We start from the raw sequence: 23,562 nt of genomic DNA on the forward strand, positions 1-23,562 counted from the left end.
CTGTGTTGTTGTAGCTTGTGCCTAACCGGTAGTGGTATATACATTAATTAATGTTTTTCGTGAAGATATTTTTAAATATTTTTACCAGTATCAAGGCAATAATTCCCACAACCAAGCCTGTAATAAATTCGGCTAAAAGTGCTGGTAATGCCTTTAGAAGTTCGTGAACGAAGTGTACATTATGTAAAAATATGCCACCAGCAACTAGAATAAGGGCTATAGTACCAATAACGGCTAAACTTTTAATAATCTTAGGTAGTGCCTGTACCAATATATTACCAACAGTTTTTCTTATCCCATTTTTATTATTACTCAACTTAATTAATTTAAAGCCCAAGTCGTCCATTCTAACTATAAGTGCTACAATGCCATAAACCCCAACCGTTGCAATAAGTGCTACAAATGAAACCACTAAAATTTGAGTGGTTAAGGATTTCTCTAAAACAGTGCCAAGAGCTATAATTACAATTTCAACAGATAAAATAAAGTCGGTTACAATAGCCGATTTTATTTTATCTTTTTCATGTGTTAAGATTTCACTTTCTGATAATTCTTTGGTTTCAATTGCACTTTTAGGATGTTTATGGGGTATTAGATATTCGTAAATTTTCTCTGCACCTTCATATGCCAAATAAACAGCACCAATCAATAATATGATAGTAACTGCCCAAGGTACAAATGCACTTAAAAGAAATGCCAGCGGTAAAATAATGAGTTTGTTTAAAAATGAGCCTTTTGTAATGGCCCATAAAACCGGCATTTCTCTTGAAGAAACAAATCCTGATGCTTTTTCGGCATTTACTGCCAAATCATCTCCTAAAATACCTGCTGTTTTTTTGGTGGCAATTTTACTCATTGCGGCAACATCATCCATAAGTGCTGCGATATCATCTAGTAATGCAAAAAATCCTGATGCCATATATTTTATTCTACTTTAATTGTTCGTTATCTATTTTTATGTACTCCTAAGGTGTCTGTTCCTTGCCGTATTTACTGGATATTTAGTTTTTAAAATATCTTTTTTAATTTAAACCAAACATAGATGACTAGTGCGACAAACACCATTACACCTAATGTTATGAAATAACCATTTTGCCATCTCAATTCCGGCATTATGTCAAAATTCATTCCGTAGATACCAGCTATAAAAGTCAATGGTAAAAAGAATGCCGAAAAAACGGTCAACAGTTTCATTACATCACTACTTTTATGCGCAGTTATGGATAAATAGGTGTTTAAAATAGAATTGGCCTCTTCTATGGTTTCTTCATATTGCAAGAGATAATTAAGTGCGGTATCTTTTATATCACTTATAGTTGTGTCCAATTCTGTTGCTACAGAAATGTTATTGAGAACGTTTTGGGTTAGTTGCAACAACTTTTTAGAAATTCGTGCTTCAGATTTTTGGTAATACAATGACTCGATGGAAAGCTTAAGTCCGTTTTTTAGAAATATTTCTTTTTCAAACTCATCCATTTTACTGCTTTGTATTTCAAGTGGATGCTTATAGGTCAGCAGCATATTGTCTATGATTTTCAACATTAGTGCTTGACTGCTATGATAAGTGTCCGGAACATTTTTCAAGAAATCGAAATCAGCTCTGTGGATAGTCAAAAGATTATTGTCATTAATAAAAAAGGCTATTTTATTTGATAATTCCTCCACTGTAGTGGCATTTTTCATTGCTTCAGAAGTATAGGCCCGTAGAATAATAAACGTATAATCATTGATTTTTTCTATTTTGGGTAAATGACCGTGTTGTAAACTATCTTCCAATAAATTAAAATCGAGATTAAAAGGTTGGTCTAGACTTTTTAGTTCATCTTGAGTTGGGTTTTTAAGGTCCGTCCAAGTGAAGTTGCTAAATGTTTTAGTTGTCCTGCTCATTCGTAAAAAAAGGTTTCATTTCATTACTAATTTGCTCTCTTAAAGTCTTTAACTTCTGAGCATAATTTGCCATTTGCTTTTCTTTTTGAGTTTTAGGTATCCATTTTTTACAACTGTTGGTTCTTCAGTTTCGTCCACAGATACAAATACAATGACACAATGCGTTTTTTTTCAAAATCTGGTTGTTCGAAATTTCTAAAAAACACATCTACAGCTATGTGGATACTTGTATTTCCTGTCTAAATTACAGATGCGACAATCTTAATCACGTCACCTTTACTTACAGGCTTATAAAACCTAATACCTCAAACATAAATGGTTACGCAATAATTACCGACCCAATTTCTTGCGCAGGTGTAGGCTGTTTGGTCTATCCTTTTCATAACAATTCCACCGTGAACTTTACCTCCAAAATTTACATCTGTAGGTTCACTGATAAAATGAAATGATATTTTGCGACTATTTTCATTTTTATTCATTTGATTTAATAGGTATTAATGCGTTCCCTGAATTTTGTTTGACTAAACTTGTAATTCTACAATTATAAATAAAGGCAGGTGGAAGATTCCATAATGCAAAATCTACTTTCACTTCTTTAAACAAGCTCTTAAACAAACCGTGCTTATTAAGGCTATACTGATATTGAACAAAACGACCATTAACACTTAAATAGCGCTTTATTTTATTCAACAGTAGGTTGGTGTCTGCCTCTTCAAATAAAGAAATTGGAAGACTTGATATTACATAATCAACTTTATTTATAGAATAAGCTTTCATCACTTTATCAAAATTTAGCGCCGATGTATGGTATATGTTGAGATTACAGTTGTCTTTAAACTTGTTTTTAGAGTATTTGTAAAATTTGGGGTTTGTTTCAAAAGAGTAAATGGTGGTGTCTTGATTTACTTTTTTTAATATTTCTTTGGTAATACATCCATTGCCCATTCCAAACTCTAAAATGATTTTCGGTTCATTAAAATTTAAGCCCTTTAAGCACTTGTTTATTAAGTGTTTAGAGCTTGAGCCAATAGTGCCACTTGTTTTTATGGTACTTATATATTCTAGTGAAGAGATTTTCATTTTATTTGCAATTTTAACCATCAATTCTTTAGCAATATTTAAGTTGAGTATCCATTTGTTTTTTTGAAGGCAGTTTCAACTTATTTCTCCTTTCAAAAGGCAAATAAAAAATTTAATCATCTCTTAAGTTTTGCTAAAGATTAGTATTCTATGTTTAGGTTTTTTATTAGTTAACAGTTTATATTTGATAAAAAGTGAGTTTTCGAAAATTTAAAAAATGGTTTATTAGGTTAGTTGTTTTGTTCGTGCTGTTTACCGTTTTTATAAATTTTTATATACTTACTTTTTCCTCACATTACCTTTATGATACTGCTGATAAAATTCCTAAAACAACTTATGGTATGGTTTTAGGGACAAGTAAATATTTGATAAAAGGCGGTAATAACTTTTTTTATGTTGAACGAATGAAAAGTACAGCAGATTTGTACCACTCAAATAAAATTGATACTATCATTGCAAGTGGTGACCACTCAGACAAATATTACAATGAACCTTTACAAATTAAAAAGTCTCTTATTGCCCTTGGTGTCCCAGAAAGTAAAATTATTTTAGATGAAAAAGGAATTAATACGTTTCAATCCCTAAAGAATTTTAAAAAAAATCATCTCAACAATCCTGTAATTATTATTACCCAAAAGTTTCACAACCAACGGGCTATTTATTTTACTAAAAATCTTAAATTAAATGCCATAGGAATCAATGCCGAAAGCCTTCCTTTTACGGTTGCGCCAAAAACGTATATACGAGAATATTTCGCTAGGGTAAAAGCATTTATAAATGTTCAATCTTATATCCTCACAAACGTGTCAATCTGAATTTAATAGGAGAGTTCTCTATTATTTTTGCTTCAGTATTTGACACATATGTGAATCATTAACCGGCTGACTTTATTATGTTTCAATTTATTTTGTATTTTCTTGCGTACTCAAATTTTAAAAGTGTGTTGCATTTTTAAAATATCAGTTGTTTAGGGTATAGGCACAAAAAAAATGATTCAATCCTGATAAAACCTATTGAGAATCAATCTTTTTGATGCAATGGATGCTTCGAAAATACTTCTATTATTGTTAAAGGATTCATATGCCGTACGCTTTTTTCATCTTCTGATAAATTAACTGCGGCCAACCAATTTACCCTTTTGAGGTTGACTGGTAAATTGGTGCTCCACACTAAAAGTTGATATCCTAATCCGCGTGAATGAAAGAATGGCAAGGAAGTTCTAAAGCCTAAAGAAAAGGATTGTTGTGTATATTGCTCTTATGGAACAATTACTTTTTCGCCAATTCAAGAAGGAAGTCGTTGTTATTGAAAATTTTATATTCAGCATTAAAGAGTAAATAATTAGTAGTAGTCCTGTAAAGATAATTATTCATCAAAAGTCTTTTAAGTCATTTCCGTTTATCCCCAGCTTTTGTGTCAAAAGCAATCAAATTAAACAGTTCCCTCATCCTGCTTCGTACCCGATTCCCATAAAGTACTTCCAATTCATCTGCACTTAAGTTGGATGTTGCATGTGTTTTGATTTTAGCATTGGTCTCCAAAAAGAGTTCGTAACGGGACAGGAGTACTTCTGCCATCACATTGAGATCCCTTCCATAAAATCGTCCTGCGGGCTCAATGCCCAAATCATCAAAACAGAACGATTTCGTGTTTCCGTAATCTTCGATTGTTTTAAAACCAAGATGATTATAACTAAACGTGACATTGCGGCAAGGAATGACTTCATAAGGTCGTTGCGTAGGCACAATATGGCGCACGAGCTTCATTAAGCTGGTCTTTCCACAGCCCACAGGACCGCAAAGAAGTATCCCTTTATCCGGGTCTATATCATTTTTCTCGCAATAGTCTTTGTCCTTTATAAAATAATGGCACAGTTTGCGAATAACTGTAATGTCTTTATCATAAATCTTAAAATGGTTTCCAAATAAGGATTTTCCCTTGACAGCCAGATAGGTCAGGATGAGATCAAAATCATAAATGATGTGCTTACCATCAAATTCGCCCAGTGAGTATTCCACATCATCTTCAATAATTTTAGAGGGGTTGTCCATAATCTTTATTTTTAGTGGTTCGCAGGTTGTCCTTGTCCCGATATCCATCGGGATGGGACAGTTGATTTTTGTTTGGTTTGTTTGCTTCGGAATATAGCGCTGTTCTATCCATCCAGTTAGCGGCTAAAGCACGCCAATCTCGAATGTCTTTACCATCACTTGTTTTCCAATTCCGATTTTCATAGTGCTCGAAGAATTTTTTTCCTTCATCAGCAGTAAAACTTTTTTCTAAAAAAAAATTAATAACGGCCTGCCAGCCCTTTGGTTGTTTTATAATGTTTACTTGTTTGGTATTGTTTATAGTAGATCCCATTTTAAGTCCTGTGGTGGGACTGTAGTGTCCCATGACAGGTTCATAATTGGGACTGTGGAGTTCCGCAACCTGTTCCAATATGGGACTGTACTCCCCTGATATGGGACTGTAGTGTCCCAGAGTCGGTTTGTTTTTGGGACTGTAGAGTTCCGCCACATGTTCTAATATGGGACTGTCACATCCCATATTAGCCCCATCATCTGTGCAAAGAATGGACATCTTTATTTTGCTTCCCTTATAAGGACTTTTGGAAGGAAAATATGAAAGATAATTCCATGAGTTTAGGTCGGTCACACACCTATGGTAGCTTGATTTTGAACGGATTTTGGAGGCCGTCATCAAATCCGTTCGATTCACATAGAATTGAATTGCAAACCGGCTACTGTTCCATTCTTGGAACAGTGCCATATAGAGACTGATGTGTGGAGGATTTAGACGGTCATCCAAAAGAAATTTTTCATAGGCCGCATTGAGTAGTTTAATGTAATTCATGGCTTAGTAATTTAGGTTGTGCTGCACACGATTTGCAGTCAAAATTTCTTGGATTTCTTCGGCATCATAATAAATGATTCCTCCAACTTTGGTGTAAGGTAAGGTGCCATTGATACGAAGATTTTGTAATGTGCCCGGACTTACCTGAAGCAAGTCCATGACCTCAGAAGATTTGAGGTATCTTTTCAATTTCCCTTTAGACTGTTTGGTTAAGAGGTTTTTAATGTCATCGAGCAGTTCCATTTTGAATTCCCGAAGATCGTCGGTGGTAATAATACTTGTTGGCATAATAACATGGTTTTGTAGAAAGGGACTATCGCATTGCTGTCAATCATTTTGATAGCCCCTGACCAGATTTGACTTTCGTTCTACAAAATTGTTGGATATTGTTGATGAATCATCAATAGTCAGTCCCAAGGTGGGATGTTTTTTTCAAAATAAAATTTGAGTCGTTTTGGTATTGGAAGGTAAGGAAAGACAAGGTTTTTGACTCCAAATGATCTCAAAGTAAATGGAAAATGGAAGGGGTCAAGAATTCCCAAGTTGGGATCATCTATGGATTATTCATCAGAATCTTCAAACCGCATTTCGAGGGAATCCTTGAGCTTGTCCACAAATTTGGTCTTATTGGATTTTCTGGCCCTGATCTCTATAAAAGTGTGGTAGTAGTTGCCCAGTCCAATGTTGAACATTTGCTCAAATAGGGATGCCAATTCCTTTATGTCGGCGGTGCCGCTGTTGATGGCCCCGCTGCTGTGAAGCGCGTAGATCAGTTCAGTGAGTTCCGTTTTGCTTCCCGTCCAGAAAAGTTTAGAAGATGATTGCTTCATAGCGTTATTATAAGTGTCTGTGCTGGTCTGTAGTTTTTCTATTTCCTGTTGCAGGTATACAATCAACATGTCGTAGGCAATTATGGTGGCCACGGTGGTGTCCTGACAGGTAGAAAACTGTTCGTCTATAAAAAAATGGTAAGATTCTGTAGGTAACCGTAAATCCGACTTACCTCGGATAAAATATTCTTCATCCAGGGTGGTTGCACCTCTGCGATAGTAATGGTAGAACTCTAAATTATCATTAAAGAATACCTGCAATTTATCGATATGGTTGTTGAGATACCTTATTTGAAATTTAGAGCTGCTCCGTGGACGTTTACTTTCAATATTAAAGAGTCGTACATAGTAGATGAGCCTGCTGAAAATTTGTGGCTTAACATGCTTAAAAAAGCTGATCTCCTCATATTTCGAACCAAACCCCTTTTCAATAACTTCATTCCGAAGTTGTTTGATGCAGGTTTCAGTCTTGGCAATACTATGTTCTGCCCTATATAAAATATCATCAGTCTCAAACTCCAAAGATTCAAGTTTTGATTCAAATTCTGATATTAATTCCTGGTATCTCATTGCAATCTGGGGTCATACGTTTATCCTTATCGAGATTCCAATAAACCCATGAGTTCCAGTGTGTAATTGTCAGCAGTTTGTATGTAGGCATACTTCCCTTCAACACTGGCCCCAAGTTTTCTTTTTTCAAATGCTGCGGTCATTCCCAGGTCAATGTGTTCAAAATTTAAATGGATTGCCCTTTTGATGGTCTGATAAAGTAACTGTCGGTAGGTCTGGTAAGTTTGGAGATGGTCATAATCGATTCCCACCAAAGAAGGGACGTAAGTGCGGTTCTTGTTTTTATAGCAGAACATGACCCCTATAATCCCTTCAGTGGCTTCCGGGGCTTTAATGGTTATAAACTCCCAATTTGGACTTTCTGACATGTTCTCGAATAATTTTGTGGGATATGAAAAAGTGTTCAGGCCTAAATTGTTTTTTCGGACCTTGTCATACAGTTTTTTTACCTGGATTATTTGAGAGTTATCCAGCTCAGAGAGTACGGATATTTCCAATGTAGGTTCGTGGGCCAATATGTCCTTTCTATAATGTCTTCGGCTCCGCGATGAAAGACTGTCAATGTAGTTTTCAATGGATTCGTTTGGTCTTAAAGTGATATGGCATGAGTCTGGCATCTGAACCCTAAAATAACCTTGCCCCTGAAAATAGCTATGCAATCTGTCGTTCTCGCTAAAATCGCGCAGGGAGACCATTTTTGAATTTGTATCCTTCTCTAATTGTTCCAAGGTTGCCATCAGTTTATTTAAGGCCTCGTTCTTTAGGGGATGGTTGTCATCTAAATAAAGATGGTTCCCTTCAGTGAAGAGACATCCTAAACTTAAAACGTTTGATGTCATGTAATAGGGGTCCGTCAGACGTTTTTCTTCAATAGTTTTGGATGCGATTGCATTTGCAAGCATATCGTCCTTCCAGAGAGAGGAGGACAATAGGGCCGCCAATACAAGTCGGTTCTTTTGGTCATATATTAGTAAATACCAAAAGGACCAATTATGTTCCTTCAATTCATTGTTGTTAAAAGTCTCTTCAAGAAACTTCATGCCATCCCAGTCTTGAACACCTTTTTTCCCTAAGGACGTATTCCAGGCCGACTTATCTATATTTAAAATGGAATTTTCTAAACGTATGGTTAAATTTTCATGGTTCAAATGTTTCGGGTTGGACTTTGATTCTAGTTTGAATGCTTGATGGACGCGGTTCAGATCAGTATGCGTTTCTTCCAGAGCCTTTGGCAAATGGTATTCCATGGCCTCGACCAAGGCTTTTATTTCTTGCATTTGATTGTGTCTGGAGATCGTAATTCTGACACCGGTATTTTTTACTGGAACGGCTGGGAAAAGCCCAAGATTGACATAAAAGCCCTCCTTCATCAAGCGGTTGACAAAATTATAACCTGTGGTTGGGAGCCCTGTGCCAATATAAAATACCGGAGACTCATTGTTATGTATCAGTGGCAGATCAGTCAACGCGAGTAGTTCGTTGAAATAATTTATTTTTAGCTCTAAATCTGATTGTAAATCGTAGATCTCAGGAGATAAATGAATGTCGGCGGAAGCAATTGCAGCAGCCACGGAGGCAGGTTCCAACTGAGCAGAAAATGTCAGGGGTCCACCAAAATTTTTAATCTTTCTATGTAATTTTTCATTAGGGCAAATCAAAACGGCGCCACTAGCACCGAAAGTTTTACTTAATGTTCCAAACAATAGCATATTTTGCGGTAATTCTTTTAGTACAGACATTACATAACCTGAACCGTGTTTTCCTCTCCAGCTCATTCCATGAACATCATCTATGTAAAGATGTAACTGGGGATACTTTTGAGATAGTTCCATTAGGTCCTGTAAAGGGGCAAAATCCCCAAACATAGAATAAACCCCATCTGCCATATACCATATTTTATTAACTTTATTTCTTAATTCTTTGATATAGTATTCCAACATATCCATATTACTATGTCTGATCATCCTTAGAGTTACACCTTTCGATTTTAAAACCGCGGTAGCACTTTGTACGCTCCAGTGCACCTGGTGGTCTAAAATCACCGCATCCCCCTCCCTTACAGCGGTCGGGATAACAGCTAAATGCCCGAGTGTACTATTTTTTGTAATGAGTATGGGGTGCTCGTACATTTTAAAAATTTTCTCTTCGAGTGGCGCATAGAGCGGATGTGAAATATATGTTTTAGATAAAGGAAACTGGGTTCCATATTTTTTAATTGCATTTATTGCTGCCTTTTTAAGCCTTTTATCCTGTTCAAGTCCTAGGTATCCCGTCGTTCCGAAATGAAAGGAAGATTTACCATTAACTTTTATTTGTCGTCCATTTAACTCATTGCCTTCTGCATGAAGATGGATTACTCCGGCCCTGGTTGCATTGGTTATTACTTCATCAACCGTATCCAGAAAGTTATTGTGTTTAATCTTAGCCATATCTTATTTTATAAAAATTTTCCTTTTCAAGCTAGGATAAAAATCTATTATAAATTTAACTGTCAAACAAAAAAGTCTTTTTAGAACAGTAATTCGTCTTTTCGTTCAAATCCCATTAAATCCTAAGATAATAACTTTATAGAGTGTCAAGAATATCAAGTATGATGTTCTGGTATGAGTCATTGGAATTTTGTTATATATTAGTGATATCTAAATTGTTAACGGATGGTTGTGGATGGGACTTATGCTAAAATGTGGATTTCTAAGGGGATCCTTTATTTTGTCTATAAAGAAATTTATGAGATCAATAGGATTATGGCCAAGCAGATCGTTAGTCAACGCTTACAACTACAGAATGAAAATTCATATCCTATATTTTGCGATCTAAGGGCAGTTAAAAACGCCCAAAAGCAAGCCAGGGATTATTTGGCCATTGAAGGTGCCTATATGACTACTGCACTCGCACTGCTGGTGGAAGATGAGCACTCTATGGTAATCACTCAGCTTTATATAAAAACAAGTAATCCAACCTATCCTACGCGTGTATTTACAAATAAGGAAAAAGCACTTTTGTTCTTGCAGGATTATAAGGAGTAATCATTAATAAAATAATAATCATGGACAAGGAAATTAGCAACGAAGAAAAAATAAGGTTTAATTCTTTGTATCAGCAAATTATTGAAATTGCCTGTGGTAATTTTATGTTTCGTCAAGAACCTTCAGGTCGAAGAGATCCTATAGATACTATTACAGTATTACTGAACATGATGTCCGAAGAGATTAATTATTCCTGTTTTAATGCTCAGCAGTGGAATGAACATCCGGAATTTCTTTTTTCGATATTTTTAAATACAAATTACCATATAACGTCGTATTCTTCTGGAACTTCCAAAATTTTAAAATGGTATGATGACAATTTGGACAGACCAGTTTCGGAAATACTTTCAGACAATTCGATAAAACTGTTAATGTCGGAACTTGAAATAAATTCTGTTAAAACATATCAGCGCTTAATCCCATTAGACTTTCTAACAGAAAATAAGGGCGTATATAGAGTTTCGTGTACGATTCAAAAGATGGTAGGCATAAATTCGAATTTTTCTTTTGCTATTACAGCTTTCCGCTTCGGACATAAAAATGAAGAGGAGGAAGTGAAAGAAAAAAACTCCAGTGGCCAAGGAATGTTGGAAAAAAAAGAAAGTGCAGCAACCAAACTCCTTCTAAAACAAGTTCGACTCTATATTCTGCGAAATCTGCATACGGAACTGCCCTCCCTGAAGCAATTGGGACTTATTCATCGTACCAATAGAACTAAGCTCAAAGAAGGATTCAAGAAATTTTATGGTACAACCATTCCTCGGTTCCACATGCAAAAAAGACTCGAAAAAGCTGCGTTATTAATTCGAAGTACTGAATTACCGTTCTCCATAATTGCCCAGAAATGTGGGTTTAAGGATCACTCTCATTTTTCTAAAAATTTTCGGCGTCAATATGGTCACACTCCTTCAGTCTACAGAAAGGAAAATGCCTGGTCAATACAATAGCAGAATAGCATTACGTCTTTAGCAACCATTTTCTTTGGTGTTATTTCATGACATTTACTATTGTAAATAAAAAGTAGTTGAAAGCTTAATATGCTTTCATGCTTCCTTTTAAACCTGGAAAGTTTACACCATAAAGAAAATTTACAAATCTTTTTGCGCAGAAAGTAGGAGAAGCCGAAAATCCTTCAAAGAGTAGGTGTTTATTAAACTTTATATTATGAAAAAGTTATTTTTAATTCCAGCAATGGCACTTCTTGTTGTTCTAGGCATGTCCTTTACAAATTTGGCAAGTGCTAACAAAGTTCAACCGGAAGTGTTTGCGAGTGATTATATTTTCGCAAATGGTAATTGGCGAGCAGTCCCGGAACAAAACTGTACGAGTGGTACAGTCACTTGTCGAGTTCAGTTTGGTGCAAATGGACCAATTTATGATCTATATGATGAAATGGATCTTTCTACCAAGAAAAACCAAAGTGATGGAACTGTAATTGTTCTTTAAGTGGATTAATGTAGAATAGCCTACTGAATATTTTCAGTAGGCTTTCTTTAACATATCATCAAAGCATTTAATTTTTTTGTTTACTCTGGCAACACCAGGAAATTTTGCAAATCCTCCCTTTTGATATAATCTGTAATTGCACGATTCACATCCTCAACGCTTATGAAATTTTCTAATATTCCGGGATATTTCAGAATATATTCCTCGTAATCTCTTTCCTGTTCCAAACTCTCTTTTAGGAATTGAGGCCAGAAATTGAAATAACCAAACGAATTGATTTGAGATTTGAATTTTTGTGTGGTATACTTGATATGTGAGTGCAGCCAATCGTAATCTATACCCTGGTCTTTTAGATTCTCAATTTCATCCATGGAGTTTGATACCATTTTGCCATCATTCCCTAATGCACTGTTGAAATTAATCTGAAAGGTGTATAGACTATCCTTTAAACTGATCCAATGTCCTCCTGCCCCGGGTGCATAGCAATCTAATCGTAAAATCTTAACAAGTCTTTCGTAAAAAGCTTTATTAACAAGATCTAAAATAACCTGATTTTTAATTGTAGGCTCTATCTTAACCGGTAGAAATAATGCAGAGAATGATTGTTCAATACCTTTATAGCGTAAAGTATCATTTCGTCTTTCTTGCCTTTTACCCCATTTCTTAATTTTTTCTCCTTCGCGTTCGAAAACAGGTAATCCAGAGAGGTACGGTGCAATCTCATGAATCAGTTCCGAGGATTGAAAATCTCCGGTAATTATAAATGTATAGTTATCAAAATTTGAAAAGTGTTCCTTATAGGCAAGTAACAATTCTCTTTGACTAATTTCATTAATGTCTTTTTCATTGAATGAGGGGGATTTTGGATTCCAAATCTTTTCAATTTTATCATGAAAAAAGTTACTTCCGTCTTTAATCCCATAAGGACTAAAACGTTCCTTTATCTTTTTTTGCCAGTAATTGAAAGCTTGAATATCATCTTCAGGTGCTTTAATATATTGAAACAAAAGTTTAAAAAAATCATTTATATTTTTTCTATTAAAATTACCATCAATAAGAAAATTCTCCTGATCTGTTCTAAAGTTCATCTGCATATCATTATCGCGCTTGAATTGTTCAATTTGAAAATGATTATGCCAACCTGTTCCCGCCATCGAGGCATAATTATGAGCCAGCAGTTGTTTATTATAAAGCTCCGTATTTTGGTTAAAAAGTATGGGTTGAAATCCTAAAACTTCAATTCGGTTTTTAAAATATGGCGATTGAGGTGTTGTAGGCTTCAACAGAACTTTAATATTATTTCCAAATGTAACTGTAGTTACACCCACAGTATTCTCAACAATATTCATTTTAGGATTCGTATTGTGATCTACTACGCTTTTAATCGAGTAAATTTTTTCGGAAGGGGAACGGTATTTTACAATGGGAGTATTATACGCCTTTTCAATAATCTTTTCAATTTTATGACCTTCCGGAATGTGAATTTTTGGAACATTAACAAAGATAAAATCAGTGTTTTCCAACAAGTTTCTTCTTTCATTTGCAAATTTCTGTAATTCCGAAAGAGAAATTTTGTTGATCAGGTTTGCTAATTTTTTCCGCGCACTGTCAGATGGGGCTGCATTCTGATATATAAAATGATTCTCATATTCCGTTGAAAGTTCCTTGGAACTGGGTGAGGAAATTACCAAAGTTGATTTTAATCTATCTTTTGCTTCCTGCAAATCTTGCTGTGTGAAATTTGAGTGCATAATCACATCTGCTTTGACGGCTTCAAAGATTTTATCTTCTATAGAAGCAGATTTTTGATCTAATTCAACACTCATAAATCCAATACTTATTTGACTACTAGCCAATCCGTTAGTGGCATATCGGGTCGAATACTTCGAGAATGAAGGCTGATATTGCCTTTCATATTCGGTTTTCCTTTTTGTTATGATGGATTCATACAAGTTTTGAAGGAAGCTACTGTAAATGTCTTTTATCGATCTAAATCTGAATTCATAATTGGTTCTTTTGGAAAAAACATCAAGCCGCCAATTAGTATTCAAAGAATCTTTAATAGATTCGTACTGGTTTTCTCCAGATAATTGATATTCAAACTTTTTAATAGCCTTTGCGGGATTTCTGCTTTTAAATGGTTTGGTTAATTTGGAAAATTTATGTTGAATGATATTTTCAAGACTGTCAAGATTAAAAGATCCTACCACTATAGCAGCTTGTAAATCTGGTCTATACCAATCATGATAAAAATTCTTTAAACGTCCAATATTAATATTTTTTATAGCTTCAATACTTTTGTTCCTGTCGGAGGAAGGAAAGGACGTGTTACGAAGAATAATTTCACCTTCTTTATTGTATAACCAATCGCTATAAGCATCATTGGGCCGTAATTCACCAATAATGCTTCCTCGGTGCATGTCAAGACGTGATGAATCAATTATAATAGCTCCAGCCCATTGTTCTAAAACATTTAATCCAAGATTGAGTTTTTCTTTATTACTATTAGGTACGAATAAATAGTAACTAGTGAAAAGTCTGCCTGTGCGAGCTCTGTGGTCAATACCTTGAACCGTAAGCAACGTTACCAAATCTCTGTATTTCTCTACATCCCGAATAGCCACATGCTCTAAAAGATGAGCATACTCAGATTGATCTTCATCTTCATGAAAACGTCCCGCTTTAACAATCAATTTCATGATTACCTCTCCCTTTGGATCATTATTGTTCTTTAAGTAATAAGTAAAACCGTTTTTAAGCTTACCAAATCTAACGGTGCTATCCAGTGAGATAGGCTTATCTGAAAGTTTTGTCGTTGAAACTTGCCCATAGGAATAAAATGCATTTAAAATAAAGCATATAGAGCAAATTAATTGTCTGCTAATAACCATCATTCTGAATTAAATTTGGATTTTTTGAAATTTCTTCGCTCGGAATAGGGTAAAACCTATCGGTAATTTCCCAGGTGGGACTATTATTGAAAGTAGTGTCAATGTGGCCACTTCTTTTCAGATCAAACCAACGATGTCCCCATTCTGTAAATAATTCCACACGGCGTTGGGTATAAATTTCTCTCAATAATGCCTCACCGGAAATGGTGGGATTAATTTCTGTTAATAAGGATAAATTTGCTCGTTTACGAATCACATCCAGATCTGCGACTGCTTCCTGAGTTTTACCCATTTTTAACCTTGCCTCAGCGCGAATCAGGTATTGCTCAGCTAATCTTAAGACCATTGAATATTCTTGGATGGGAAATTTGGAACTTGCGCTGATTTTATATTTATGGCTGAAATACGCCTTTAAGGATGCATTATACCCAATCCATTTTTTGCGACGAAGATCGTTCTCACTGAATTCTGCAACTAGAGATTCATCAAGTTTTAGCGTGGAAAAAAATGAAAAAAAAGGATCGATAACAAACATACTGCCATCATTGGTATTAGAAGCGATGCCACCCCCTCCAATGGGTGATATTTGCCATATAGCCTCACGACTGTTAGCAAGAAACACATCGTCAAGGCTGTCCAGAATTTCATAGGAAGCTGTCTCATCTATGACTTCTGTACTCAATTTTTCGCTAGCTTGCCAATCTCCCAGAAACAAATAAACTCTTGCTTGAAATGCCTTGGCAACGTATTTGTTTGCGCTGGTCCTTTCAGAATTTCGATAAGATGTATTTAATGTTTCAGAAGAAAACTTGAGATCATCTTCTATTTGAGTATAGATTTCTTCTTTTTCTACTTGCAGTTTAAGAGCATTGACCTTGTAATCTGTATTTAGAATGAGCGGAACTTTATCATAAAGATTAATTAAATAGAAATAGGTGAAAGCTCTTATAAACCTAGCCTCTCCTTCCAGTTGTTGCTTTAACTCAAGATCAATAGAGGTGGAATTTATCAGGCCCTCGATAAAAGAATTGCACAAATAAATGATGTTATAGGCACTAGACCAAAGTTCCAGGTTACCTGGATTAGTAGGGAGAATTTCGTGATCCGGAAATTCCATCATGTTGAGATTTACAGAATTGAAATACTGAACATTATCTGATGACAATCCGGCCAATACAGTGACGCTGGATCTGGAACCACCTGAAAAATCGGCTTGATATAATTCATTATAGATGCCATTCATGGCACTTATTGCGGTTCGATCATTGCGAAAAACTTCTGTTCTTACTAATTTATCTGTAGGAGCATCAATGGATACCTGATCCTCACAGGAAAAGTTTATGCTAAGAAGTAGTAGAATGATAGTTCCAAAAATTGAGTTGTTGATTTTCATGGCTATTATTTTAAAAGGTGATTTGAGCTCCTGCGGTAATGGTTCGTAGATTGCCTATAAAATTACCTTCATAGGAATTTTCTGGTTCCATTCCCCCATACGATGTGACGGTCAAAAGGTTTTGTCCGTGTAGAAACAGATTAAATTTCTTTATTCCCATATTTTGAAGGTGTCTCTCTGGAATATCGTAGCTTACTGTTAATGTTTTTAAGCGATAAAAGGATCCATCTTCAATAAAATGCGAACTATTAATAGCATTGGAAAATGCCAAATTTCCCTGATAGGATTGGGTTGGAGTTTGCAAGTTAGCTGATGCATAGCTATTGAGAATATTTTCCATTCTTCCTGCATTGTAGTAGATCAGCTTCCCATTTTGCTTTACGAATTCCCACAAAAATTGCAAATAGAAACCTCGATAGGTGAAATTATTGTTTAAACCTCCAAAGAATTCTCGTGTACGGTCTTCCACTAAAGTTCTGTCTTGAAAGTCCAACCTACCATCCTTATTCACGTCATTAAAAGTATAGTAGCCAGTTTCTGGATCTATACCGGTGTAATCATAATGCAATGTAATGTTTAGCGGTTCTCCTACACGGTAAGTATTGGCATAGGAAGACTGTTCAATGCCGGGATACCTTAAGAGTTCGTTTTTAGGAAGACTGATATTGAAAGAAGTCTGCCATCTGAAGTTTTTATTGTTAAAAATGACACTATTAAACTCCAGCTCTATTCCCCTGTTCTCTACAGTAGCAGGTAAATTAGCCTGCACAGAACCGAAACCTGTAATGGCTGGAAGCGTATATTGTATTAGCTGATTTGAAGAACGGTTACGATACCAGCTTAAGGCAACATTAACCCTGTTTTTCCAGAATGCCAGCTCCAGACCTAATTCCATTTTCTTATTGACTTCCCAGGAATAATCTGGGTTTGCAAGTGAGGTAGGGTACAGGCCTCCAGGGCCTCTGGTTGCTTCATAAGCATCGAGATATCCGTAATCTCCTATTTGATCATTACCCGTGCTGCCATAACTAGCTCTTAACTTGCCCAAAGAAATATAGGGAAATACGTCATTAAAGAAATTTTCATCTGAGAAGATCCAGGCTGTTCCAATAGCACCAAAATTGGCGAACCGGTTATTCGGGCCAAATCTGCTTGACCCATCCCTTCTTCCTGTTAGATTTACATAATATTTTTTTTCCCAGTTCATACCAATCCGGGCAAATGCTGCCGCATATTTATATTGGATGTTTGAGCTTTTGGCATTAATAATATCCTCCGCTGCAGCAAGATTGCCAATGAGTGCCTCAGAGGCATAGTTGCTTCCCTGTAAACTTTGACGTGAACTATTATTTTCCTGAATAGTGGCACCAAGTATAGAATTTACTTCCATTTTGCCAATATTGGTATTGTAAGATAATTGTGGCTCTATGATCCATGATTTTCTGACAGAGCTTAAATGGGCAGACCTATTTACTGGATTACCAATTGGATTATAAGATCTTGCTGGTAATCTCCACAATTCGTTGCTATCAAAACGGGTGTATCCAAAACCGGATCTTATTTCTAAACCCGGTAACATCTTGTAAAAAACACTTGTACTTGTAATTAGGTTATTGGTACCGATATCATTCCTATTGAAATATCCTTCTAAAGGGTTTGCAAGTCCTGCTTCTGCCCAATCAAACCAGTTTAGCGTTCCATTGGGATTAACTAGAGCCGGTGCATTTGGCGGAAGCAGATTTATAGTGCTTAGTTTAAGATCTCCTGTAATCTTGTTCGTATCTATACCATAATTTAAGGAAGCTGTAACCCTGAACTTCCGATCTTTAGAAAAATGATTCAGACTCATATTTCCTGTGGTTTTTCGGTATTGGTAATCGCCGGGATAGACGGTTCCCTGTGAAAAAAAAGAACCCCCCAATCTGAAAGACGTATTATCATTCCCGCCACTAAAAGTCAAGTTAGCATTCGTTACTTCAGCATCTCCTCCAAATGCATATTCCTGCCAGTCTGTATATCGTTCCTGGTCCCAAAGCAGAAGATCATATGCATTTCTTTTGGTAGGTTCCACGCCGTCCTTTTGAAAGGCTTTTTTTCTAATAGCCAGATATTCTGATGTTCGAAGTAGGTCCATTTTTTTTGGTACTGAAGCTAAACCTGTATAGGTTCGTATTTCCAGACCGGTTCCTTCCTGCGCACCTATTTTGGTAGTAATAAGTACCACTCCATTAGCTCCCCTGGAGCCGTAAATAGCCGTTGCATCTGCATCTTTTAGAATTTCAATACTTTTAATGTTTGAAGGATTCAGGTTATTTAGAGGGTCAAGCCCTGAATTGCCCAAAATTGAGTTGGTTTCTATAGGTTCTGCACTAATGGGCACCCCATCAATAATATATAAGGGATAATTTCCTTCCGTTCTTAAGCTGTTAATACCTCTTATCCTGATTGTAGAGGCTGCCCCAGGGTTTGCACCTCCGGAAGTTATTTCAACACCAGCCATCATACCTTGAAGTGCTTGTAAAGGATTTACTACCGGCTGTAATTCTATATCTTCTGCTGTTACTCTGGCTATATTTCCAGTACTTTCTCTTATGGTAGTGGTGTAGTAACCGGCATTGATCTGGACCTCGCCCAAGGCGGTGGCATCTTCTTGCAAGATGATGTTGATGGTACTGCGGTTTTGGATGGGGATGGTAAGCGTGGTATAGCCCAAATAGGAAATTTGAAGGCTGTCCGTTGGTTTGGCAGTAATGGTATACCGCCCGTCAAAGTCAGATACCACACCGGTGTTGGTGTTTTTTATAAGCACATTGGCGCCAGAGATGGGCAACTGCCCATCGGTAACCTGGCCGGAGACCAGCAGGTCTTGGGCAGAAAGGGTCAGGGAAATGCTTAGGAAGAAGAGACAGCCGGCATACATACGCCGCCGCCTACACAAGTTATGATTTTTTGTCATAGTTTTGTAATGGTTAAAGTGATACATTTATGTTAACTTTTGGCCTGCTCCAACGTCGTCGAAAACTGGGAGCGGGTCTTTTTTTTGGTCAATTTATAGGTTGACCACTTTATTTTTTTGTAAATTTTATGTCATAGGCATCTATATTAAGTGATAAGGGAAGCGGGGCCGCCGGCATTAACCAGATCTCCATCAACCAGCAGCCCTTTCCCAAAAGACTAAATCTATTGCTCGCTATGTTGCACTATCTGTTGTAGTGCCGCCATTTCTTAGGGATGGAGGATTGCAGTTGGCAATAGCGAGGTATTTATGGCAAGCTCCATTTATACTGTATATTATCTTTTATAATGTTTATCTGCCAATGATGCCGTTTTATACTGTGCCTTGCCTTTACCTAAAAGGGTGTGTCTTGTGCATAGGTTGCTATTGAGGTAAATTAGGGTGAAGAGAGAGCAAAGTGAGACTTTTTGGGCATAGGGTTGCTTGTTGCAATTTTTCATACTTTAATAATTGATTTAATTTTGTCTTTTTAAATGTTTCACTACAGGATGTGGTTTTTATTTTTAACTCAAAAACAAAAAACGACGAGCAAAATATCGATTTGGTAAGATTCAGCCATCGTTTAGAGTTACTTTAGATTGCAAGTAATTAAAATAATATTTAGCTAAAAAATAATTTTGGTTGATTATTATAATTATTAGGTTGACTTTTATTAAATTTACATTAAACATAAAAAAGAAATGAAAGCAACTGATAAGAATAGAACAGTGCATATAGGGCGGAATATTTCAAGGGTGAGAGGGCTTAGAGGTTTTAAACAGGAAGTATTGGCAAGTGAATTGGGTATTTCCCAAGCCGAATTTTCTAATATTGAAAATGCTATCTCAATCGAAGATAACTTATTGATACAAATAGCCGATATTTTGAATGTTCCACCCGAGGCTATTAAAAATTTTGATGAAAATATGGCGGTTTATTATATAAATAATAAAATAGAGAATTCTTCTATTCAAGAATCTGCTCATGGAATTCATCAGGTTTTCAGCCCGATCGATAAAGTGGTTGAGCTATATGAGAGGCTTTTGGAAAGTGAAAAGGAAAAACTTAAGATATTACTGAACAAAAAGAAATAACCTGTACTTAATTATTAAAATCATAATCTTTTAAATTATGGAAGATGGTATCAACACACTCAGTTTACATAGAGGAAGAAAAATAGAAAGAATAAGAAAACTAAGGGGAATGACCCAGACAGAACTTGCATCAAACCTTGGAGGTATTTCAAAGCAAGCTGTTTCTAAAATGGAACAAAGTGAAAATATAAGTGATGAAAAACTTAAAGAAGTAGCAAGCGCCTTAGGAGTGACTTTTGAAGGACTCAAAGACTTTACAGAAGAAAAAGTTCTTTATAACACACTAAATTTTTATGAGAACAGTAATGTCAATGCAACGAATATCTCAGCTAATATTGAAACAATTAACAATCCTTTAAAGGAAACGATTGAACTTTTTGAAAAGCAATTAAAAATAGCTCGAGAAGAATTTTTGACTGTGCTTAAAAAAATGTAATAATAAGAAAGTTTATAAGATAAACTTTAGAAACTTGTTGGCGTGGACGTCACGCCTGTGTCCCCTGAGAAAGTATCGTAGATTTAAAGGAGATTTTTAATCAAATGTAATTTGTTTGTAACCCCTAACTCAAGAGTCACGCTTGTGTTGTTTAAATAAGAAAAACGTGATTTAAAAATAAAAAAGAAAGCTTTTACTTAATGTAAAGGCTTTTTTGTTGTTTAGGTTTATTCTCAGTTTTGGTCAGGGATTTTTTTGTGGGAAACTGAAAATGAGATAGGGTAGTGGTGGTGTGTAAATAGGTAGTGGTTCTTATAGGAAAGTATCTTTTTTCATTTTGCTGGCATCATAAAATAAAAAGAGCTTTGGTTAAATTGTATCTTATCCTTAAAAGTAATATGTTTGATAGGAACATTTAATAACTATAGGCGCGACTGGTTGCGTTTATAAATGTGTTAGGCACAATTAAAAAAAATGCCCGAATTAAATGACAGACAACAATACAGAATTAAGTGATAGAGAATATGAAAGACTTAAACATTTAGTTGAGTCAGGTAGAAAATATCATTACCGAAATTTTGTTTTTGCGATTCTTGTACTTGTATTGCTTTTAAAAGATGAAAGCGAAAGTTTGAAACTTGTTTTGGACGTGGAATTACCAGTAAAAATTTTAATGGTAGTACTTTACTTCTTAACAATCATCTATACCGTAATAACAATAGACATTTTTAGTTCAACTTATAAAACCATACTAAATAATTTTGATGGAGAAGTCCCTTTCAATTGGTTTGTGTTGACTGGAAAACTAACAAGACTATTATCTGGATTTTTACTCGTACTTCCCTTAATCATATGCTATATTGGAATTGCACTCTCAAAAATTCCAATTGACAAGATACCTCTCTTTTATTTAGGCTTATTTGGAACATTCCTTCCAGGATACCTTAAGGATTTCGCTTATAATGTTTCAAGAAAAGAGGACAGTAATGGGAAGAAAATTACATTATCAATTTATCTACTCTTTTGGTATAGATTAATTAGGAACATATTTTTTATAATTTTCTTTATTACTCCTGTCTTTTATTATTTCAATCATATGGAAAAACCATTGAGCTTTTCTGAAATTTGGGAGGACAATATGTTCATATTGATTGTTTTTGCAGTTCTTTGGATTATGAGAATATTAGGGGATTTATTCCACAAAAAAATTAATAAAATTGGAGTAAAATTTGGATTTGAAAAAGAATATAAAAAATGAAACTGTACCTAAAAACTATCAGGCTCGCCGATTACTCCCTTCNNACGCATCCGGTTGGTTTGCCATTTAGGGGTAAAACGTTGGGTTAAGGGAGGGATATTTGGAAGTTATGTTGTGATTGATTTGGACAAGCGTTTAAATACGTAGTGGTTACTTATAGGAAAGTATCTTTTTTTATTTTGCTGGCATCATAAAATAAAAAGAGCTTTGGTTAAATTGTATCCTTTCCTTAAAAGTATTATGTTTGATAAGGACATATAATAAATATAGGCGCAACTGGCTGCGTCTATACATGTGTTGGCAACAACCTAACAAAACTGAATGAAAAAATCAATCTTCTATTCTTGGCAATCTGATTTACCAAACAATAAAAATCGAGGGTTTATCGAAAATTGTATCAAAAAAGCAATTGAAGAAATTAAAACAGATAATATTAACTTGAATGTAGCAATAGATAGAGACACAAAAAATATAACTGGCACACCAGATATTGCTTCGACCATATTTTCAAAAATTGACAATACCTCAATTTTCATCGCAGATATTAGTTTTATAAACTCAAATTATGATGGAAGAAAAACACCTAATCCAAATGTATTAGTTGAACTTGGCTATGCTGCCAAAACAATTGGATGGGAAAATATTATTTGCGTTTTTAATACAGAATTTGGAAAAGTAGAAGACTTACCTTTCGATCTAAGATTTAGACGTCCCCTAACTTATAAAATTGAAAACCCGAAAAACAAAAGTAAAGACAAAGAAAATTTATCAAATGTATTTCAGGTAGCTATAAAGTCAATAATAAACAAGGAATCTGCGAAAGATGAAATTCGTAATTATATTAAACAACAAGTAGACAAGGAGATTCTAACAATTTGCAATCACTCTTTTAAGATTTTTTACGGTTATGACAAACCATATGCTTTAGAAGAGATATGGAAAATGTTAAGTTTAAACAAGGAAGAAATTAAATTACAATTATTTGAACAAAAACATCTCGGATTTACCGTTCTCAAAGATTGGAGAGATTATATGGCTAAAATTGAAAATATAATGAATCAACCGTTTTTCACTCAAAATGCAGAACCAAAATATGTTAGCTCTTTAATCAAAGTTGTTCGGAGTTTAGAATTTATATCTACAGTATATTCTCGGAATAACCTATTTACAAGCACAGGTCAAAGCACACAGGAGTATGAAGTTGTTGACGGAAAAGAAATGAATCCAGACAATCCGAATGACGGTTATATTCTATTGCGAAATATTGATAAAGAAGGTCACGGAATTGTAATTGACTTTGGAACTATCAGAAAATATAATGTTAAAAACTGTCTTGACTATTTTACTATTGGTGGTGATAATTTTTTAGGTTGGACTTTCGGAATACACGGTGTTTTTAAAAGTATCGAAAGCTGGATAGAAAATACTGGAAACAATTTAATTATTGATCCATTGACATTTAGAAATTAAAAAGGCAGTTGCCAATAACTAAGGATTCGGCTCGCCGATAGGCTAGAGCTGAATTTTTGTGTTGACGCATCTGGTTGGTTTGCCAACTATGGGTAAAATGTTGTTAAGAGAGGGATATTTGGAGGTTGTGCTGTGATTGATTTGGTCAAGTGTGTACATACGTAGTGGTTACTTATGGAAAAGTACCTTTTTTGATTTTGCCCGCATCATAAAATAAAAAGTGTTTTGATTAAATTGTATCCCATCCTTAAAAGTAATATGTTTGATAGGAACATATAATAAATATAGGCGCAACTTGTTGCTTCTATACATGTGTTAGCTACAATTTCC

Annotated in this window: 19 protein-coding genes and 1 pseudogene; 9 read left to right on the top strand and 11 right to left on the bottom strand. The window is 35.2% G+C overall.

Annotated elements, in window-relative coordinates:
• Positions 1–43: 43 nt before the first annotated feature.
• The 3 genes from JEM65_RS08710 to JEM65_RS08720 all read right to left on the bottom strand — a co-directional run bounded on the left by JEM65_RS08710 (position 44) and on the right by JEM65_RS08720 (position 2,967).
• Positions 44–919 (bottom strand): DUF808 domain-containing protein, encoded by an 876-nt coding sequence (locus JEM65_RS08710; protein ID WP_199598587.1) that lies wholly within the window; start codon positions 917–919, stop codon positions 44–46.
• Positions 920–1,008: 89 nt separating this feature from the next.
• Positions 1,009–1,887: a CorA family divalent cation transporter gene (locus JEM65_RS08715; protein ID WP_199598588.1), complete on the bottom strand. Its 879-nt coding sequence runs from the start codon at positions 1,885–1,887 to the stop codon at positions 1,009–1,011.
• A gap of 471 nt (positions 1,888–2,358) precedes the next feature.
• Positions 2,359–2,967, bottom strand: a complete 609-nt coding sequence (locus JEM65_RS08720) for a class I SAM-dependent methyltransferase (protein ID WP_199598589.1) — start codon at positions 2,965–2,967, stop codon at positions 2,359–2,361.
• Between the two features lie 341 nt (positions 2,968–3,308).
• Here JEM65_RS08720 and JEM65_RS08725 point away from each other — a divergent pair, with 341 nt between their 5' ends.
• Positions 3,309–3,782 (top strand): SanA/YdcF family protein, encoded by a 474-nt coding sequence (locus JEM65_RS08725; RefSeq protein WP_199598590.1) that lies wholly within the window; start codon positions 3,309–3,311, stop codon positions 3,780–3,782.
• A 404-nt stretch (positions 3,783–4,186) separates the two neighbouring features.
• A pseudogene (locus JEM65_RS22955) lies at positions 4,187–4,276 on the top strand (GDCCVxC domain-containing (seleno)protein); the annotation flags it as partial.
• A 79-nt stretch (positions 4,277–4,355) separates the two neighbouring features.
• Here the strand turns inward: JEM65_RS22955 and JEM65_RS08730 are convergent.
• The 5 genes from JEM65_RS08730 to JEM65_RS08750 all read right to left on the bottom strand — a co-directional run bounded on the left by JEM65_RS08730 (position 4,356) and on the right by JEM65_RS08750 (position 9,652).
• The gene (locus JEM65_RS08730) at positions 4,356–5,018 is read right to left on the bottom strand and encodes a cell division protein ZapE (protein WP_199598591.1); all 663 of its coding nucleotides are present in this window, start codon (positions 5,016–5,018) and stop codon (positions 4,356–4,358) included.
• Positions 5,002–5,823 (bottom strand): hypothetical protein, encoded by an 822-nt coding sequence (locus JEM65_RS08735; protein WP_199598592.1) that lies wholly within the window; start codon positions 5,821–5,823, stop codon positions 5,002–5,004. Before JEM65_RS08735 ends, JEM65_RS08730 begins: the two co-directional genes overlap by 17 nt.
• Positions 5,824–5,826: 3 nt before the next feature.
• Positions 5,827–6,111, bottom strand: a complete 285-nt coding sequence (locus JEM65_RS08740; RefSeq protein ID WP_199598351.1) for a helix-turn-helix domain-containing protein — start codon at positions 6,109–6,111, stop codon at positions 5,827–5,829.
• Positions 6,112–6,383: 272 nt separating this feature from the next.
• Positions 6,384–7,223, bottom strand: coding sequence for an RteC domain-containing protein (locus JEM65_RS08745; protein WP_199598594.1), 840 nt, complete (start codon positions 7,221–7,223; stop codon positions 6,384–6,386).
• Positions 7,224–7,249: 26 nt separating this feature from the next.
• Positions 7,250–9,652 (bottom strand): aminotransferase class I/II-fold pyridoxal phosphate-dependent enzyme, encoded by a 2,403-nt coding sequence (locus tag JEM65_RS08750; protein WP_199598595.1) that lies wholly within the window; start codon positions 9,650–9,652, stop codon positions 7,250–7,252.
• 225 nt (positions 9,653–9,877) lie between these two features.
• On the opposite strand from JEM65_RS08750, the gene JEM65_RS08755 reads away from it, so the two are divergent.
• The 3 genes from JEM65_RS08755 to JEM65_RS08765 all read left to right on the top strand — a co-directional run bounded on the left by JEM65_RS08755 (position 9,878) and on the right by JEM65_RS08765 (position 11,695).
• A complete protein-coding gene (locus tag JEM65_RS08755; RefSeq protein WP_199598596.1) occupies positions 9,878–10,249 on the top strand; it encodes a DUF7793 family protein in 372 nt (123 codons plus the stop codon).
• 20 nt (positions 10,250–10,269) lie between these two features.
• A complete protein-coding gene (locus JEM65_RS08760; protein ID WP_199598597.1) occupies positions 10,270–11,196 on the top strand; it encodes a helix-turn-helix domain-containing protein in 927 nt (308 codons plus the stop codon).
• Positions 11,197–11,413: 217 nt separating this feature from the next.
• Entirely contained in the window at positions 11,414–11,695 is a 282-nt protein-coding gene (locus JEM65_RS08765; RefSeq protein ID WP_199598598.1) for a DUF6520 family protein, read from the top strand.
• Positions 11,696–11,775: 80 nt separating this feature from the next.
• On the opposite strand, the gene JEM65_RS08770 is transcribed toward JEM65_RS08765, so the two are convergent.
• Genes JEM65_RS08770 through JEM65_RS08780 form a run of 3 tightly spaced genes read right to left on the bottom strand, consistent with a single transcriptional unit; the run spans position 11,776 to position 18,935 of the window.
• On the bottom strand, positions 11,776–14,589 hold the full coding sequence (locus JEM65_RS08770) for a M16 family metallopeptidase (protein ID WP_199598599.1): 2,814 nt from the start codon (positions 14,587–14,589) through the stop codon (positions 11,776–11,778).
• Entirely contained in the window at positions 14,576–15,979 is a 1,404-nt protein-coding gene (locus tag JEM65_RS08775; protein ID WP_199598600.1) for a RagB/SusD family nutrient uptake outer membrane protein, read from the bottom strand. The genes JEM65_RS08770 and JEM65_RS08775 overlap by 14 nt, the downstream gene beginning before the upstream one ends.
• Positions 15,980–15,989: 10 nt before the next feature.
• Positions 15,990–18,935 carry a SusC/RagA family TonB-linked outer membrane protein gene (locus tag JEM65_RS08780; RefSeq protein WP_233530586.1) on the bottom strand — a complete coding sequence of 982 codons (2,946 nt, stop codon included), beginning with the start codon at positions 18,933–18,935 and terminating at the stop codon, positions 15,990–15,992.
• A gap of 740 nt (positions 18,936–19,675) precedes the next feature.
• Here JEM65_RS08780 and JEM65_RS08785 point away from each other — a divergent pair.
• The 4 genes from JEM65_RS08785 (at position 19,676) to JEM65_RS08800 (ending at position 23,232) form a co-directional block, all read left to right on the top strand.
• Complete coding sequence (locus tag JEM65_RS08785) at positions 19,676–20,068, top strand: helix-turn-helix domain-containing protein (RefSeq protein ID WP_199598601.1); 393 nt, start codon at positions 19,676–19,678, stop codon at positions 20,066–20,068.
• A gap of 37 nt (positions 20,069–20,105) precedes the next feature.
• The gene (locus tag JEM65_RS08790) at positions 20,106–20,504 is read left to right on the top strand and encodes a helix-turn-helix domain-containing protein (protein ID WP_233530587.1); all 399 of its coding nucleotides are present in this window, start codon (positions 20,106–20,108) and stop codon (positions 20,502–20,504) included.
• A gap of 487 nt (positions 20,505–20,991) precedes the next feature.
• Complete coding sequence (locus JEM65_RS08795; protein WP_199598603.1) at positions 20,992–21,762, top strand: hypothetical protein; 771 nt, start codon at positions 20,992–20,994, stop codon at positions 21,760–21,762.
• A gap of 321 nt (positions 21,763–22,083) precedes the next feature.
• Complete coding sequence (locus JEM65_RS08800; protein ID WP_199598605.1) at positions 22,084–23,232, top strand: hypothetical protein; 1,149 nt, start codon at positions 22,084–22,086, stop codon at positions 23,230–23,232.
• Positions 23,233–23,562: the final 330 nt, after the last annotated feature.

The sequence above is a fragment of the Gelidibacter salicanalis genome (genome assembly GCF_016469035.1).
Lineage (GTDB): Bacteria > Bacteroidota > Bacteroidia > Flavobacteriales > Flavobacteriaceae > Gelidibacter > Gelidibacter salicanalis_A.

What these genes read in the sequence shown, in the direction of transcription:
- JEM65_RS08710 (WP_199598587.1), bottom strand. Translation starts at nt 919, where the DNA reads ATGGCATCAGGATTTTTTGCATTACTAGATGATATCGCAGCACTTATG.
- JEM65_RS08715 (WP_199598588.1), bottom strand. Translation starts at nt 1,887, where the DNA reads ATGAGCAGGACAACTAAAACATTTAGCAACTTCACTTGGACGGACCTT.
- JEM65_RS08720 (WP_199598589.1), bottom strand. Translation starts at nt 2,967, where the DNA reads ATGAAAATCTCTTCACTAGAATATATAAGTACCATAAAAACAAGTGGC.
- JEM65_RS08725 (WP_199598590.1), top strand. Translation starts at nt 3,309, where the DNA reads ATGGTTTTAGGGACAAGTAAATATTTGATAAAAGGCGGTAATAACTTT.
- JEM65_RS08730 (WP_199598591.1), bottom strand. Translation starts at nt 5,018, where the DNA reads ATGGACAACCCCTCTAAAATTATTGAAGATGATGTGGAATACTCACTG.
- JEM65_RS08735 (WP_199598592.1), bottom strand. Translation starts at nt 5,823, where the DNA reads ATGAATTACATTAAACTACTCAATGCGGCCTATGAAAAATTTCTTTTG.
- JEM65_RS08740 (WP_199598351.1), bottom strand. Translation starts at nt 6,111, where the DNA reads ATGCCAACAAGTATTATTACCACCGACGATCTTCGGGAATTCAAAATG.
- JEM65_RS08745 (WP_199598594.1), bottom strand. Translation starts at nt 7,223, where the DNA reads ATGAGATACCAGGAATTAATATCAGAATTTGAATCAAAACTTGAATCT.
- JEM65_RS08750 (WP_199598595.1), bottom strand. Translation starts at nt 9,652, where the DNA reads ATGGCTAAGATTAAACACAATAACTTTCTGGATACGGTTGATGAAGTA.
- JEM65_RS08755 (WP_199598596.1), top strand. Translation starts at nt 9,878, where the DNA reads ATGGTTGTGGATGGGACTTATGCTAAAATGTGGATTTCTAAGGGGATC.
- JEM65_RS08760 (WP_199598597.1), top strand. Translation starts at nt 10,270, where the DNA reads ATGGACAAGGAAATTAGCAACGAAGAAAAAATAAGGTTTAATTCTTTG.
- JEM65_RS08765 (WP_199598598.1), top strand. Translation starts at nt 11,414, where the DNA reads ATGAAAAAGTTATTTTTAATTCCAGCAATGGCACTTCTTGTTGTTCTA.
- JEM65_RS08770 (WP_199598599.1), bottom strand. Translation starts at nt 14,589, where the DNA reads ATGATGGTTATTAGCAGACAATTAATTTGCTCTATATGCTTTATTTTA.
- JEM65_RS08775 (WP_199598600.1), bottom strand. Translation starts at nt 15,979, where the DNA reads ATGAAAATCAACAACTCAATTTTTGGAACTATCATTCTACTACTTCTT.
- JEM65_RS08780 (WP_233530586.1), bottom strand. Translation starts at nt 18,935, where the DNA reads ATGACAAAAAATCATAACTTGTGTAGGCGGCGGCGTATGTATGCCGGC.
- JEM65_RS08785 (WP_199598601.1), top strand. Translation starts at nt 19,676, where the DNA reads ATGAAAGCAACTGATAAGAATAGAACAGTGCATATAGGGCGGAATATT.
- JEM65_RS08790 (WP_233530587.1), top strand. Translation starts at nt 20,106, where the DNA reads ATGGAAGATGGTATCAACACACTCAGTTTACATAGAGGAAGAAAAATA.
- JEM65_RS08795 (WP_199598603.1), top strand. Translation starts at nt 20,992, where the DNA reads ATGACAGACAACAATACAGAATTAAGTGATAGAGAATATGAAAGACTT.
- JEM65_RS08800 (WP_199598605.1), top strand. Translation starts at nt 22,084, where the DNA reads ATGAAAAAATCAATCTTCTATTCTTGGCAATCTGATTTACCAAACAAT.